Origin of the sequence: Pseudomonas sp. B28(2017) (assembly GCF_002113025.1) — a bacterium.
Classification (GTDB): domain Bacteria; phylum Pseudomonadota; class Gammaproteobacteria; order Pseudomonadales; family Pseudomonadaceae; genus Aquipseudomonas.
This window is the reverse complement of record NZ_NEJH01000003.1, coordinates 610659-624582: the sequence shown is the minus strand read 5'-3', so window position 1 is coordinate 624582 and position 13924 is coordinate 610659. Positions and strand designations below refer to the sequence as shown.

Below are 13924 nucleotides of genomic sequence, written 5' to 3'. Positions count from 1 at the left end.
AAAAAAAACCGCCGCTCCCGGAGGAAGCGGCGGTTCTTTTGAATTAAGACTTAGTAGCCCAGGTCGAAGTTCTCTTCTTTCATGTCCATCAGGTTGTTGGCGCCCGACAACATGGTTGCGACGTGAGTGCGGGTACGCGGCAGGATACGCTGGAAGTAGAAGCGCGCAGTCTGCAGCTTGGCGGTGTAGAACGCCTCTTCGGTAGTGCCGGCAGCCAGTTTCTCGGCAGCCAGGCGCGCCATATCAGCCCAGAAGTAGGCCAGGCAGGCGTAACCGGAGTACATCAGGTAGTCCACGGAGGCCGCGCCGACTTCTTCGCGATCTTTCATGGCGGCCATACCGACCTTCATGGTCAGTTCGCCCCATTCCTTGTTCAGTGCAGCCAGCGGAGCGATGAACTCTTGAACCGCTTCGTTGCCTTCGTTGGTCTGGCAGAACTTGTGGACGATCTTGGTGAAGCCTTTCAGAGCCTCGCCTTGGGTCATCAGCACTTTGCGGCCCAGCAGGTCGAGTGCCTGGATACCGGTGGTGCCTTCGTACAGCATCGAAATGCGGCTGTCGCGAACGTTCTGTTCCATGCCCCACTCGGCGATGAAACCATGGCCGCCATAGATCTGCACGCCGTGGTTGGCCGATTCAAAACCGACTTCGGTCATGAACGCCTTGGCGATTGGCGTCATGAAAGCCAGCAATGCGTCGGCTTTCTTCTTCTCTTCTTCGTCCACACCGTACTTGACGATGTCGACTTGCTTGGCGGTGAAGTAAACCATCGCACGGTTGCCTTCGGCGAATGCCTTCATGGTCAACAACATGCGGCGTACGTCAGGGTGAACGATGATCGGATCAGCGGCTTTGTCCGGCGCTTTCGGGCCAGTCAGTGAGCGCATTTGCAGACGGTCGCGAGCGTATTTCAGGCCGCCCTGGAAACCGACTTCGGCGTGAGCCAGACCTTGCAGCGCGGTACCCAGACGTGCGGTGTTCATGAAGGTGAACATGCAGTTCAGGCCTTTGTTCGCCGGGCCGATCAGGAAACCGGTAGCGCCGTCGAAGTTCATCACGCAGGTGGCGTTGCCGTGGATGCCCATCTTGTGTTCCAGGGAACCGCAAGACACGGCGTTACGCGTGCCAACCGAGCCATCGGCGTTCGGCAGGAACTTCGGCACGATGAACAGGGAGATGCCTTTGGTGCCAGCCGGTGCATCCGGCAGGCGGGCCAGTACGATGTGGACGATGTTGTCGGCCATGTCGTGTTCACCGGCCGAGATGAAGATCTTGGTGCCGGAAACCTTGTAGGAACCGTCGGCCTGAGGCTCGGCTTTGGTGCGCAGCATGCCCAGGTCGGTGCCACAGTGCGGCTCGGTCAGGCACATGGTGCCGGTCCACTCACCGGAAACCAGCTTGGTCAGGTAAGCCTCTTGCTGCTCAGGGGTGCCGTGCTCGGAGATGGTGTTCATCGCACCGTGCGACAGGCCTGGGTACATGCCCCACGACCAGTTGGACTCGCCAACCATTTCACTGATGGCCAGACCCAGAGACTCCGGCAGGCCCTGGCCGCCGTGCGCTACGTCATGGGCCAGGCTTGGCCAGCCGCCTTCAACGAATTGCTTGTAGGCTTCTTTGAAGCCAGTCGGGGTCTTAACGCCGGATTCGCTCCAGGTGCAGCCTTCGAGGTCGCCCACGCGGTTCAGCGGAGCCAGCACCTGCTCACAAAACTTGGCGCCCTCTTCGAGAATGGCGTCAACCATGTCCGGAGTTGCGTCCGCACAAGCCGGCAGGCTCTGATAGTGCGCTTCGTAGCCGAGCAGTTCGTCACGTACGAAGCGAATATCACGCAAGGGGGCCTTGTAGTCAGGCATAGCGATAAACCTCTGCTGATGTAACCGGGAATGAACGACCGCGTTGATTTGCTGTGGCGGTCAAACAGTTGTTTGAAACATACGTTTACGCCCAAATCTTGTCAAGCGTCGATCTTTTGCCATTCGTCATCGCAGGTCTGGACACACAGGCACACGACAACGCCGCCGCGCTTTCGAAGCAGCCCGCCTCACAGGAAAGATTAGTTGAGCAAGAAAGACTTACGCAGAAAAACGCCGCGAACAGGCGCGGCGCTGGAAGGTGCGGATTCAGTAAAAAATCAAGCGAAGGTATCGATCAGGGTTCCAAGCACTTCATCGGCTGCCTTGGCGACTTTCACGCCAAGCTCCGTCTGAAATTTGCCTTGAGACATTTCGACCACGTTGCTGGCCAGGTCCGATTGCTGACTGCGATCGACTGAACGCAGACGATCGACCTGCGCCTCGGAGGACTGGCTGATGACCGAACGCTCGATCGTCATGTTGGCGATCTGCCCGGCGGCTTGATCGAAACGGTTCTGCCCTGTCTGAATAGTGCTCAGACCGGCATAAAAAGCGCTGCTTCCTGAGATTTCCACGGGAGGACTCGTCCTTGCAAAGGATCAACAGCGGCCATTGAAGCAGAGTGGCCGGCAAAACACCCGACAAAAACACTAATGGCACAGTGCCTTGTCATAGGCAAAGCCCGCATTGCAAAAACGTCAGTCCAACAGGTCCAGTTGCAAGTGCTCGGCCACCGCTTCGGCCGTGACGGCCTTGAGTTTGGGTACACGCCCCAGGCACGGCGCTGGCAGGCGCTCGGCGAGAGTGGCAAGATTTTCTTCGAGACGCGAGGTCTTCGGATCGATGATGTTGGCCACCCAGCCGGCCAGTTGCAGGCCGTCCCGGGCAATCGCTTCGGCCGTCAGCAATGCATGGCTGATGCACCCCAGACGCACGCCGACGACGAGAATGACCGGAAGCTTCAGAGCAATGGCCAGGTCAGACAGATTGTCCTGGTCCGCCAGCGGCACGCGCCAGCCTCCTGCGCCTTCGATCAAAGTGAAATCGGCCTGCATGGCCAGAATCTGCCGCATCGGCGCCAGCAGCGACTGCACCGTCAGCGCCACGCCCGCCTCCCGCGCAGCCAGGTGCGGGGCAATGGCCGGTTCGAAGGCCACCGGATTGACCTGTGCATAGGTTAGCGGCAGCGAACACTCTGCCAGCAAGGCCAGCGCATCGGCATTGCGCAAGCCTTTGGGTGTCACATCGCAACCGGAAGCGACCGGCTTGCCCGCCGCCGTGCTCAAGCCTGCCGAGCGTGCCGCGTGCAGCAGCCCCGCAGCGACCGTGGTCTTACCGACATCGGTATCCGTGCCGGTGATGAAATAGGCTGCGCTCATAAGGATTTCTCCAAAACGGCGTACACCACTTGATAAGTCGCCGGCAGGCCCCGGGCCTGACGAAACTGCTCGTAAGCCTCAATCAAACCCAAAATCCGCGCCCGGCCGGTCAAGCCACCTGGTCGACCGGGATTGAGGTTGTGCGCGCCCAGCGCCTTGAGCTCATGGGTCAGGCTGCGCACATCCGGGTAATGCAGAACATGCGCAAGGTTTTGCAGACTGACAGTTCTCAAGCCGCTGCCCGCACACAACTGCTGATAAACACCAAACTCCCGGAAACGGTTGACGTGCACCATGCCATCGACCTGCCGCCAGCTGTCGCGCAATTCAAACAACGTCCCTGCACACAGACTAGCAAACGCGAAAATTCCGCCCGGTTTCAGCACCCGAAAGGCTTCACTGAGCACCGAATCGAAGTCCGCGCACCACTGCACCGCAAGGCTGGAGAAGATCAAGTCGCAAGTCGAGTCCTGCAGTGGCAAACGCTCGGCATCGCCGGCCACGAAGTGCTCGGCCCCCCCCAATGGCCGGGCATGGTTGAGCATGCCTTCGGCGATATCCAGCGCCACACCGTGACCTCCCGGAAATTGCTCATACAGGGCACGACTGAAATGCCCGGTGCCACAGCCAAGATCCAGCCAACGCTGCGGTACGAAGTCCTGCGGCAAGCGCCTGAGCAATTGGCTGCCCACATCACGCTGCAACTCGGCCACGCTGTCGTAGCTCGCCGCTGCGCGGGAGAAGGAAGCGGCAACCTGGCGCTTGTCGGGCAAAGCGCCAGGCAGGTTGGGAAGGGATAAATCAGTCATCGCCGCACTCATGCAAAAAGGCCTGAATCGCCCCCGCCACACCGTGGGGGTCTTCCAGGAGAAACGCGTGGCTGGCCTGTTCAATCAGACCGATTTCAACATCCGGCAGCAATGCCAACAACTCCCCCGCTGCTTGCGCTGGCACCAGCCCGTCATGGCCGGCGAACAGATGCAATTGCGGACCGCGGAACGACTGCAGTGCCTGTCGTGTATCCAGCTGCGCGAGCACTTGCAGACCACTGAGCAGCACCGGCGCGGCGGTGTTCGGTGCGCCACCGAGCAACAACCGCGACAATCCGCGCGGGTCTTCGGCGCCTTGGGCGCAGAGCAGAGAAAAGCGTTTCAACGTCGTGCGCGGATCGGCTTCACAGCCCGCCAGAAACGCATTGAAGGTTTCCTGGGGCATGGCGCTCGCCCATTGTTCATGAGCGACAAAAGAAGCGTTGCTGGCCAGGGTGAACACACCGCAGCAGCGATCCGCGCGCCGGGCCGCCAACTCGCAGGCGAGCATGCCGCCCAAGGACCAACCGCCAAGCCAGGCGTCTTGCGGTAGCGTCGAATCAAGCTCATCGAGCCACTCTTCAAGATCGCTCGACTCCAGTTCCGGCAACGGCTCGATCTCGACATGCAGGTGTTCATCCAGGCCGCGCAAGGCCGCCGCCAAAGGCTCCAGCGGTGAAACGCCAAGGCCCCAGCCGGGCAGCAGAATCAGACGATCACGCATGGCTTGGCTCCGGCTTCAGTCGTTGAAAACAATCGGCCAGTCCATTCAACAATAGCTGTACCTGGGCCTCACTGTGGGCAGCCGTCAGCGTGACCCGAAGTCGGGCGCTGCCGGCGGGTACGGTCGGCGGGCGAATCGCGGTCACCATCAGCCCGCGTTCGCGCAGCATTTGCGAAAGACGCACCGCGCGCCCCGCGTCACCGATCATGATCGGCTGGATCGGCGTGAAGCTGTCCATGAGTTCCAGGCCAATCTGTTCGGCGCCGTGGCGGAACTGGCGGATCAGCGTCTGCAAATGCTCGCGACGCCAATGTTCGCTGCGCAGCAGCTCCAGGCTTTTCAACGTGGCACAGGCCAGCGCAGGTGGCTGGCTGGTGGTGTAGATGTAGGGGCGGGCGAACTGGATAAGACTCTCGATCAGCTCTTCGCTGCCAGCCACAAAGGCACCCGCCGTACCGAACGCTTTGCCGAGAGTGCCGACCAACACCGGAACGTCATCCTGGCTCAAACCGAAATGTTCGACGATGCCGCCACCGTTGGCACCCAGCGGTCCAAAACCATGGGCATCGTCAACCATCAACCAGGCACCCTTGGCCTTGGCCTCTCGAGCAAGCGCTGGCAAGTCGGCGATATCACCGTCCATGCTGAACACGCCATCGGTGACCACCAGCGTATTGCCGGTGGCTTTTTCCAGGCGTTTGGCCAGACTCACCGGGTCGTTGTGCAGATAACGATTGAACCGCGCGCCGGACAACAGCCCTGCGTCGAGCAGCGACGCATGGTTGAGCCGGTCTTCGAGCACCGTATCACCCTGCCCCACCAGTGCCGTGACCGCGCCGAGATTGGCCATGTAACCGGTGGTGAACAGCAACGCGCGCGGGCGACCGGTCAGGTCGGCCAGCGCTTCTTCCAGGGCATGATGCGGAGCGCTATGGCCGATGACCAAATGTGACGCCCCTCCACCCACACCCCACTTCGAAGCGCCTGCGCGCCAGGCTTCGATCACTTGCGGGTGATTAGCCAGGCCCAGGTAGTCGTTGTTGCAGAACGCCAGCAACGGCTGGCCATCGACCACCACTTGCGGCCCCTGCGGGCTTTCGAGCAGCGGGCGCTGGCGGTAGAGGTTTTCGGCACGACGGGCAGCAAGGCGTGCGGCGAGATCGAAAGACATGCAGGCCTCGCGGATCAGAATTCAGAAGCGATCGGAGTACCTTGTGGGAGCGAGCCTGCTCGCGAAGAGGGTTTCACACTCAACAAAAATGTCGACTGTTAGATCGCTTTCGCGAGCAGGCTCGCTCCCACAGTTTTTTGCATTCCAATCAGGTCAATGGTGGCGATTAAACAGCCGCGTTATAGAACTGCTCGCTGCTCTTCTGCTCCACCAGCGCCTGCTCGATAGCCGCCTGATGCACTTCATCGGCGTGCTCTTCGCGGGCTTCCGGCAGGATGCCCAGACGCGAGAACAGTTGCATGTCCTTGTCGGCCTGCGGGTTGGCGGTGGTCAGCAGCTTTTCGCCGTAGAAAATCGAGTTGGCACCGGCAAAGAACGCCAGGGCCTGCATCTGTTCGTTCATGGCTTCGCGGCCGGCGGACAGGCGCACGTGGGATTGCGGCATCAGGATGCGGGCAACCGCGAGCATGCGGATGAAGTCGAACGGGTCGACGTCGTCGGCATTTTCCAGCGGCGTACCGGCCACTTTTACCAGCATGTTGATTGGCACCGATTCCGGATGCTCCGGCAGGTTGGCCAGCTGGATCAGCAGGTTGGCGCGATCGTCCAGCGACTCGCCCATACCCAGAATGCCGCCGGAGCAGATCTTCATCCCCGAGTCACGCACATAGGCCAGGGTTTGCAAGCGCTCGCTGTAGGTGCGGGTGGTGATGATGCTGCCGTAGAACTCCGGCGATGTATCGAGGTTGTGGTTGTAGTAGTCGAGGCCGGCCTTGGCCAGCGCTTCGGTCTGCTCCTGATCCAGGCGACCGAGGGTCATGCAGGTTTCCAGGCCCAGGGCTTTCACGCCTTCGACCATCTTCAGTACATAAGGCATGTCCTTGGCCGACGGGTGCTTCCACGCCGCGCCCATGCAGAAACGGGTCGAACCGATGGCCTTGGCGCGAGCGGCCTCCTCGAGGACCTTCTGCACTTCCATCAGTTTTTCTTTTTCCAGGCCGGTGTTGTAGTGACCGGACTGCGGACAATATTTGCAATCTTCCGGGCAGGCGCCGGTCTTGATCGACAACAGGGTCGACACCTGGACACGGTTGGCGTCGAAATGCGCGCGGTGCACCGTCTGCGCCTGGAACAGCAGGTCGTTGAATGGCTGAACGAAGAGTGCTTTGACTTCGGCCAAAGTCCAGTCATGACGCAGGGTTGCAGTGGTGCTGGCGCTCATGGGCGATTCCTTGATTTATGCTTGGCTGGCGACCGGGGCATGGAATACCCACAGGCGCGACACGGATGTTCGGCATATTTAAGGAAGAGCGATGCGCTGTCAACCACGATACAAAGGCCAGGTTTACATCTGGTTAAAAAACAAACAACACTGTTTGCTCTGCGATGAAATCGCCGACAGCACCCTGCCCATCTGCATGGCCTGTGAGACCGAGCTGCCCTGGCTCGGCGATCACTGCCTGACCTGCGCGCTGCCCCTGCCAGCAGCAGGGCTGACTTGCGGTCATTGCTTGAAGCAGCCACCGGCCTTCGAACAAGTGATTGCCCCCTGGACCTACAGCTTTCCGATAGACAGCCTGATCACCCGTTTCAAACACAACGCAAAGTGGCCGCTTGGTCACCTACTCGCCGAACTTCTCGTTCAATGCCTGCAACATCGCCTCGAAGACGATCTGCAGCGACCCCATGCACTGATCCCGGTGCCACTGGCCAGTCGACGTCTGCGTCAGCGCGGATTCAATCAGGCGACAATGCTGGCTCACTGGTTGAGTGCCAGTCTCGATATTCCTTGCGATGAACGGCTGCTGCTACGACCCCAGGACACCGACGCCCAGCAGGCCTTGAATGCCGAAGCCCGCCGAAAGAACCTGCGCAACGCATTCGCCCTGGCACCCGGCGCCGTCGTCAAAGGCCAGCACCTGGCACTGGTCGACGACGTACTGACCACCGGTGCCACGGCCCAGGCCCTGGCTCGTCTGCTGATGGACGCCGGTGCGGCGAGGGTCGACGTCTATTGCCTGGCACGCACGCCAAAACCCGGCGAGACACCCTGACTTGACTCGCGCGGCCCAAGCGGCCAACGTCCTCACCATCGTCACCACCCAAAGCGATTCGCCATGTCTTTGCCCACCTTGTTGTCCCAGCACATTGTCCGCCGTCCGCAGCGCATCGCCTTGCTGCAGCACATCGCCGAGCAAGGCTCGATCACCCGCGCCGCAAAGAGCGCGGGCTTGAGCTACAAGGCCGCCTGGGATGCGATCGATGAACTGAACAACCTGGCGCAGAAGCCGCTGGTGGAGCGGATTGTCGGTGGCAAGGGCGGCGGCGGGGCCCGCCTGTCCAACGAAGGCGAGCGCGTGTTGCGGCTGTACCAGAAGCTGCAAGCCTTACAGGCTCAAGTGCTGGAAGCCGCTGAAGACGCGAGCGACCTCGACCTGCTCGGGCGTTTGATGCTGCGCACCAGCGCGCGCAATCAGTTGCACGGCAAGGTGGCGGCGATCGAGCCTCAGGGACGCAACGACCTGATTCGCCTCGAAGTCGCCGAAGGTGTGATCATCGACGCGCAAATCACCCACGACAGTACCGAGCGCCTGGAGTTGCAAATCGGCACTGAAGTCGTAGCGTTGATCAAGGCCGGCTGGCTCGATGTGCTGGGAATCGATTCCGCTGAAACCCATGGAAACAATTGCCTGAAAGGCACCATCGAAAAGATTCTCGACGCCGACGATGGCCCCAGCGAAGTGCGCATCACCCTGCCCAACGGCCTGACACTGTGCGCCCTGGACGAACCGGGGCATCTGCAGGCATTGGGGCTGACGTGTGGCAAGCCGGTGCGCGTGGAGTTTTCGCCGTCCAAAGTTCTTCTGGGCACACCGCTTTAAACAGAACTGCAACAAAAGGTTCATTACTCATCATTATGGTGTCTGCAAAACCGCAGGGAGCCTGAAATGAGCCTATTAGAAGAAAACCAGTCCACCGACCTCGAAACCATGGTCGGCCTCAGTCGTCGCGGTTTCATCAGCGCAGGTGCCCTGTGCGGCGCCGCGATGTTCCTCGGCGGCAACCTGCTGAGCCGCAGTGTGATGGCTGCCAGTGTCAGCGCCGGTAACAGCCAGTTGCTGGGCTTCGACAGCATTCCCGCCGCCACCAGCGACGCAATCACCCTGCCACCGGGCTACAAGTCCTCGGTGCTGATCAGTTGGGGACAGCCTCTGCACAAGGATGGCCCGGCGTTCGACCCGAGCGGCAACGGCAGTGCCGAACATCAGGAAGCCCAGTTCGGCGACAACAACGACGGCATGAGCCTGTTCGAATTCCCAGGCGAAAAAGACCGGGCGCTGATGGCGATCAACAACGAATACACCAACTACCGCTACCTCTACGCTCACGGCGGCATGCCGCAATCGGCGGAAGAAGTGCGCAAGGCGCTGGCCTGCGAAGGTGTGTCGGTGATTGAAGTGCAGCGCAAGAACGGCCAATGGCAATTCGTCCAGGGCTCACGCTACAACCGCCGCATTCACGGCAACGCCCCGATCAGCATGAGCGGCCCGGCCGCCGGCCATGCCCTGTTGAAAACCAGTGCCGATCCCCACGGCAAGAACGTGCTCGGCACCTTCCAGAATTGCGCTAATGGCAAGACGCCGTGGGGCACCTATCTGACCTGTGAAGAGAACTTTACCGACTGTTTCGGCAGCAGCAACGCGGAGCAAAAATTCGACCCGGCGCAAAAACGCTACGGCGCGGTGGCGACCAGCAAAGAGATCAACTGGCACCAGCACGACGAGCGCTTCGACCTGGCCAAGAACCCCAACGAGCTCAACCGTCACGGCTGGGTGGTGGAGATCGATCCGTTCGATCCGAAATCGACGCCAGTCAAACGCACGGCCCTGGGGCGCTTCAAGCACGAAAACGCCGCCCTGGCTGAAACCGGCGATGGTCATGCCGTGGTGTACATGGGCGACGATGAGCGCGGTGAGTTCATCTACAAATTCGTCAGCCGCGACAGGATCGACCACAAGAACCCCAAGGCCAACCGCGACATTCTCGATCACGGCACCCTGTACGTGGCGCGTTTCGATGCGGGGGACGGCAACGCCGATCACCCGAAAGGCCAGGGTGAATGGATCGAACTGACCCACGGCAAAAACGGTATCGACGCCAGCAGCGGCTTTGCCGATCAGGCCGAAGTGCTGATCCACGCCCGTCTCGCCGCCAGTGTGGTGAAAGCCACGCGCATGGACCGCCCGGAATGGATCGTGGTCAGCCCCAAGGATGGCCAGGTTTACTGCACGCTGACCAACAACGCCAAACGCGGCGAAGACGGGCAACCGGTGGGCGGACCGAACCCGCGCGAGAAGAACGTCTACGGCCAGATCCTGCGCTGGCGCACCGAGCGCGACGATCACGCTTCGCACACCTTTGCCTGGGACCTGTTTGTGGTGGCCGGCAACCCGGGCGCACATGCCGGTACACCAAAGGCCGGCTCGTCGAACATCACGCCGCAGAACATGTTCAACAGCCCGGACGGCCTGGGCTTCGACAAGGCCGGACGCCTGTGGATCCTGACTGACGGTGATGTGAGCAACGCCGGTGATTTTGCCGGAATGGGCAATAACCAGATGCTCTGCGCGGATCCGGCGACCGGCGAGATTCGCCGCTTCATGGTCGGCCCGGTAGGCTGCGAGGTGACCGGGATCAGCTTCTCGCCGGACCAGAAAACCCTGTTTGTCGGGATCCAGCACCCGGGCGAAAACGGCGGTTCGACCTTCCCTGAGCATCTGCCCAACGGCAAGCCGCGCTCATCGGTGATGGCGATTACCCGGGAAGACGGCGGGATCGTCGGCGCCTGACAGGCCCTCTTCGCGAGCAAGCTCGCTCCCACAGGAAAACATCTGTGTGCCACAGCACACCGAATATCCCTTGTGGGAGCGAGCCTGCTCGCGATGGCATCAGCACAGCCACAACCTAACTGCGCCCGTCTGCGCTACCATGCCTGGCCGGACGCAGCAGCCTGCTGCGCGCAGGAGTCAGCATGGCCCACCCGTTTGAAACCCTTACGCCAGACCTCGTGCTCGATGCCGTTGAAAGCATCGGCTTTCTCAGCGATGCGCGCATCCTGGCGCTCAACAGCTACGAGAACCGCGTCTATCAAGTCGGTATCGAAGACGCCGAGCCGCTGATCGCCAAGTTCTACCGGCCGCAACGCTGGAGCAACGAAGCGATTCTGGAAGAGCACCAGTTCACCGCCGAACTCGCCAACTGCGAGGTGCCGGTCGTGGCACCGTTGATCCACAACGGTGAAACCCTGCACGAACACAACGGTTTTCGTTTCACCCTGTTCCCCCGCCGTGGCGGTCGTGCACCGGAGCCGGGCAACCTCGATCAACTGTATCGCCTTGGCCAGTTGCTCGGTCGCCTGCACGCGGTCGGCTCGACCAGGCCGTTTGAGCACCGTGAAGCACTGGCGGTGAAAAATTTTGGCCATGATTCACTCAGTACCTTGCTCGACGGCAACTTCATACCCCGCAGTCTGCTGCCGGCCTACGAGTCGGTGGCCCGCGATCTGCTCAAGCGTGTGGAAGATGCCTACAGCAACACGCCGCACCAGAACATCCGCATGCACGGTGACTGCCACCCCGGCAACATGATGTGCCGCGACGAGATGTTCCATATCGTCGACCTCGACGACTGCCGCATGGGCCCGGCGGTGCAGGACATCTGGATGATGCTCGCTGGCGATCGCCAGGACTGCCTGAGCCAGTTGTCGGAACTGATGGATGGCTACAACGAATTCCACGATTTCGACCCGCGTGAACTGGCCTTGATCGAACCCTTGCGCGCCTTGCGCCTGATGCATTACAGCGCCTGGCTCGCCCGCCGCTGGGACGATCCTGCATTTCCTCGCAGTTTTCCGTGGTTCGGCACCGAGCGTTATTGGGGTGATCAGGTGTTGGCCTTGCGCGAGCAGCTGGCGGCGCTCAATGAAGCCCCCCTGAAACTGTTCTGACGAACCTGAAACCCTGTGGGAGCGAGCCTGCTCGCGATAGTGGTTTATCAGACACTGCTGTGCTGAATCCGGAATCGCCTTCGCGAGCAGGCTCGCTCCCACAGTTGTTCGTATTCACAAATGACCTACCTATTCAGTCAGGACATCCTTAGACAAATCTCCTTACAATCCCCTCTTTGTTAGCTGCCTAAGCAAGGATTCTGCATGCAAGCCGCCAACCCGCGTCGCGGGTACATTCTAGGCCTGAGTGCCTACATCATCTGGGGGCTTTTCCCCCTCTACTTCAAAGCCATCGCCAGCGTACCCGCCGTGGAAATCATCATCCACCGGGTGCTGTGGTCGGCACTGTTCGGCACCTTGCTGCTGCTGGTCTGGAAGCATCCCGGCTGGTGGCGCGAGCTGCGGGAAAACCCCCGACGGCTGGCAATCCTTGCCTTGAGCGGTGCGCTGATCGCGGCCAACTGGCTGACCTACGTCTGGTCGGTGAACAACGGCCGCATGCTGGAGGCCAGTCTCGGTTACTACATCAACCCGTTGGTGAACGTATTGCTGGGCATGCTGATCCTCGGCGAACGGTTGCGGCGCATGCAATGGATTGCCGTTGGTCTGGCGGCTGTGGGTGTGGCGCAACAGGTCTGGCAAGTCGGCAGTCTGCCGTGGGTGTCGCTGGTGCTGGCCCTGACCTTCGGCTTCTATGGCCTGATTCGCAAGCAGGCACCGGTCAAGGCACTGCCGGGGCTCGTGGTGGAAACCTGGATGCTGGTGCCGATTGCCCTCGGCTGGTTGCTGCTCAACCCAACGGCCAGCAGCGCCCAGGCCGAATTCTGGACCACGTCCGAGGCCTGGTGGCTGGTGGCTGCCGGGCCTGTAACCCTGGTGCCGCTGGTGTGCTTCAACGCCGCCGCACGGCATTTGCCCTATACAACGTTGGGATTTCTCCAGTACCTGGCGCCGACACTGGTGCTGTTGCAAGCGGTGCTGCTGTTTGGCGAGCACCTGTCGTCCAGCACCTTGGTAGCGTTCATGTTTATCTGGGCCGGCCTGGCAGTTTACAGCGTCGATGCGTGGCTCAGTTTGCGCCGCCGCAGCTGATCAAAAAACACACAAAATTCCGCAGGCCACGTCCCCCGTGGCCTGCGTCGATCCTTCCCAAGGTTATCCACAGCGTGATCCCCGCCGATTGTGCGCAAGTGGCTGAAACTGCTGGTTTTTTGATCAAGTTATGTAGAACCCCGGTCGGCGTGGCCTGGCGGGGTGTCTCTACAGGTTATCCACAGGCCGGTGCACGTTTAACTTGGATAACCTGATCAGGGATCACTGCGCAGCACCAACTCGACCATCAGATCGTCGGCCAGGGTTTCCAGGCGCGACTGGAGTACGTCCAGCGACAATGTCAGCGGGACGGCAAGAATCGCTTCGGCATGGAACAACGGCTCGCTACTCATCGGTGCCGGGCGCACTTCGGTGACCAGCCGCTCCAGGTTCACCCCCTGCTCGCTCAACAAGCGTGTGATGTCACGCACGATCCCCGGACGATCATTGCCCACCAGTTCCATGGCGATCGGCTTCCAGGTGCAGGATTGTTCGATGCTGCTTTCGGCGACCAACACGCGAATGCCTTGGGCGGACAAGCCCTGCAGGGCATCGACCAATTCGTCGTAGGCCTCGGCCGGCACGCCCACCCGCAGAATGCCGGCGAATTGTCCCGCCATGCGCGACATGCGGCTTTCCAGCCAGTTGCCGCCGTGCTCGGCAATGCATTGGGCAATGCGCTCGACTTGCCCGGGCTTGTCCGGAGCAAAAACGGTGAGTACGAGATGGTCCATGGCGCAGCCCTCTGGTCATGTTTTTTGTTTTGGAAAAACAAGTATAGGCAAGGGTTGAACCTGCGCTGACAGGTCCGGCGCCTTCGCAAGCAGGCTCGCTCCCACAATGATTGCGCGGGCCCTTGTGGGAGCGGGCTTGCTCGCGAATGCAG

General features: G+C 60.9%; 13 protein-coding genes. 5 read left to right on the top strand and 8 right to left on the bottom strand.

Features of this window, described 5'->3' with window-relative positions; genetic code table 11:
* Positions 1-50: 50 nt before the first annotated feature.
* The 7 genes from CAF65_RS12170 to bioB form a co-directional block, all read right to left on the bottom strand.
* Positions 51-1856 carry a phenylacyl-CoA dehydrogenase gene (locus CAF65_RS12170; RefSeq protein WP_085716496.1) on the bottom strand — a complete coding sequence of 602 codons (1806 nt, stop codon included), beginning with the start codon at positions 1854-1856 and terminating at the stop codon, positions 51-53.
* Positions 1857-2134: 278 nt separating this feature from the next.
* On the bottom strand, positions 2135-2431 hold the full coding sequence (locus CAF65_RS12165) for a pyrroloquinoline quinone biosynthesis protein PqqE (RefSeq protein WP_085716495.1): 297 nt from the start codon (positions 2429-2431) through the stop codon (positions 2135-2137).
* A gap of 123 nt (positions 2432-2554) precedes the next feature.
* On the bottom strand, positions 2555-3235 hold the full coding sequence (gene bioD, locus CAF65_RS12160) for a dethiobiotin synthase (protein WP_085716494.1): 681 nt from the start codon (positions 3233-3235) through the stop codon (positions 2555-2557).
* Entirely contained in the window at positions 3232-4044 is an 813-nt protein-coding gene (gene bioC, locus CAF65_RS12155) for a malonyl-ACP O-methyltransferase BioC (RefSeq protein WP_085716493.1), read from the bottom strand. Before bioC ends, bioD begins: the two co-directional genes overlap by 4 nt.
* Complete coding sequence (locus CAF65_RS12150) at positions 4037-4768, bottom strand: alpha/beta fold hydrolase (RefSeq protein WP_085716492.1); 732 nt, start codon at positions 4766-4768, stop codon at positions 4037-4039. The genes bioC and CAF65_RS12150 overlap by 8 nt, the downstream gene beginning before the upstream one ends.
* The gene (bioF, locus tag CAF65_RS12145; protein WP_085716491.1) at positions 4761-5939 is read right to left on the bottom strand and encodes an 8-amino-7-oxononanoate synthase; all 1179 of its coding nucleotides are present in this window, start codon (positions 5937-5939) and stop codon (positions 4761-4763) included. The genes CAF65_RS12150 and bioF overlap by 8 nt, the downstream gene beginning before the upstream one ends.
* Before the next feature lie 166 nt (positions 5940-6105).
* Positions 6106-7161 carry a biotin synthase BioB gene (gene bioB, locus CAF65_RS12140; RefSeq protein WP_007981424.1) on the bottom strand — a complete coding sequence of 352 codons (1056 nt, stop codon included), beginning with the start codon at positions 7159-7161 and terminating at the stop codon, positions 6106-6108.
* Between the two features lie 91 nt (positions 7162-7252).
* On the opposite strand from bioB, the gene CAF65_RS12135 reads away from it, so the two are divergent.
* From CAF65_RS12135 to rarD, 5 genes are all read left to right on the top strand, one after another.
* Complete coding sequence (locus tag CAF65_RS12135; protein WP_085716490.1) at positions 7253-7993, top strand: ComF family protein; 741 nt, start codon at positions 7253-7255, stop codon at positions 7991-7993.
* A 63-nt stretch (positions 7994-8056) separates the two neighbouring features.
* Positions 8057-8821, top strand: a complete 765-nt coding sequence (locus CAF65_RS12130) for a TOBE domain-containing protein (RefSeq protein WP_085716489.1) — start codon at positions 8057-8059, stop codon at positions 8819-8821.
* A 66-nt stretch (positions 8822-8887) separates the two neighbouring features.
* Entirely contained in the window at positions 8888-10789 is a 1902-nt protein-coding gene (locus CAF65_RS12125) for a PhoX family phosphatase (RefSeq protein ID WP_085716488.1), read from the top strand.
* 182 nt (positions 10790-10971) lie between these two features.
* Positions 10972-11946 carry a serine/threonine protein kinase gene (locus CAF65_RS12120; RefSeq protein WP_085716487.1) on the top strand — a complete coding sequence of 325 codons (975 nt, stop codon included), beginning with the start codon at positions 10972-10974 and terminating at the stop codon, positions 11944-11946.
* A gap of 204 nt (positions 11947-12150) precedes the next feature.
* A complete protein-coding gene (gene rarD, locus CAF65_RS12115; protein WP_085716486.1) occupies positions 12151-13038 on the top strand; it encodes an EamA family transporter RarD in 888 nt (295 codons plus the stop codon).
* Between the two features lie 215 nt (positions 13039-13253).
* Here the strand turns inward: rarD and CAF65_RS12110 are convergent, their stop codons facing one another.
* Positions 13254-13772, bottom strand: coding sequence for a glycine cleavage system protein R (locus tag CAF65_RS12110; RefSeq protein WP_085716485.1), 519 nt, complete (start codon positions 13770-13772; stop codon positions 13254-13256).
* Positions 13773-13924: the final 152 nt, after the last annotated feature.